1 protein-coding gene is annotated in these 1398 nt (G+C 67.6%); it reads left to right on the forward strand.

Going from position 1 to position 1398, the window contains the following annotated elements:
- The first annotated feature begins 29 nt into the window (after nucleotides 1-29).
- The gene (locus AWC25_RS19700) at nucleotides 30-1391 is read left to right on the forward strand and encodes an HNH endonuclease signature motif containing protein (protein WP_069403160.1); all 1362 of its coding nucleotides are present in this window, start codon (nucleotides 30-32) and stop codon (nucleotides 1389-1391) included.
- Nucleotides 1392-1398: the final 7 nt, after the last annotated feature.

Raw genomic sequence — 1398 nt, forward strand, 5'->3', positions numbered from 1 at the left:
GTGTCGGTGGTCCGCGTTATCATTCGAACATGCGTTCGACAGATCGCGAGGGTATCCAGGCGGACTTTGACGCGTTGTGCGCGGCGGTCTCGCGTATCCAGGCGCATTCCTATGAGGCGTTGACCACCCCGGAATGCTTTGGGCTGTTGGAGCTGCTCGAACACCAGACCCGTCGGCTGCAGGCGCCCGGTCACCAGCTGATCAACCGGATCGGGCATCAAGCCACCGCCCAGGAAATGGGCGGAAAGCTTTCCCACGCCTTGGCCGAGCGATTGCACATCAGCCGCGCCGAGTCCGCGCGGCGGGTGGCCCAGGCCGGCGACCTAGGGCCGCGCCAGGCACTAACCGGCGAACCCGTGCCGCCGCGGTTGCCGGCCACCGCCGCCGCCCAACGCGAGGGCGCTCTTGGCGCCGGCCACGTCGCGGTGATCCGCCAGTTCTTCACCGCACTGCCGTCCTGGGTGGACATCGAGACCCAAGCGCTGGCCGAACAACAACTGGCCCACCACGCCACCCAGTTCCGCCCCGAACAGCTGCGCCAGCTCGCCGACCGGCTCGCCCTGTGCCTCAACCCCGACGGCACCTACACCGACACCGACCGCGCCCGCCGACGCGGACTGACCCTAGGCACACAGGACATCGACGGCATGTCACGGCTCAGCGGCTGGCTCACCCCCGAAACCCGCGCCACCGTCGAGGCAGTCCTGGCCAAACTCGCCGCCCCCGGAATGTCCAACCCCGACGACGCCACCCCCGTCGTCGACGGCGCACCATCCGAACAAGCCATCCAACAGGACTCCCGCTCGACAAGCCAACGCAACCACGACGCACTCAACGCCGCACTGCGCGCCGTACTAGCCAGCGGACCCCTCGGCCAACACAACGGACTACCGGCCACCATCATCGTCACCACCACACTGCGCGAACTGGAAACCGCCACCGGCACCGCCGTCACCGCAGGCGGCACCCGGCTGCCCATCAGCGACGTCATCAGGCTGGCCCGCCACGCCCACCACTACCTAGCCGTGTTCGACAAAGGCCGCGCCATAGCACTGTGGCACACCAAACGACTGGCCTCACCCGGCCAACGAATCGTCCTGCACGCCAAGGACCGCGGCTGCACACACCCCGGCTGCGACATCCCCGGCTACCTCTGCGAAGTCCACCACGTCAACGACTACGCCACCTGCCAAGAGACCGACATCGACAACCTCACCTTCGCCTGCGGAACCCATCACCGACTGATCAAACCCGGCGGCTGGACCACCCGCAAACGCGCCAACGGCGACACCGAATGGATCCCCCCACCACACCAGGACCGAGGCCAACCCCGCACCAACAGCGTCCATCACCCCGAACAGCTGCTCAGCCCCGACGACGACGACCCTTGATCAGCCC

This window comes from Mycobacterium sherrisii (assembly GCF_002102355.1).
GTDB lineage: Bacteria > Actinomycetota > Actinomycetes > Mycobacteriales > Mycobacteriaceae > Mycobacterium > Mycobacterium sherrisii.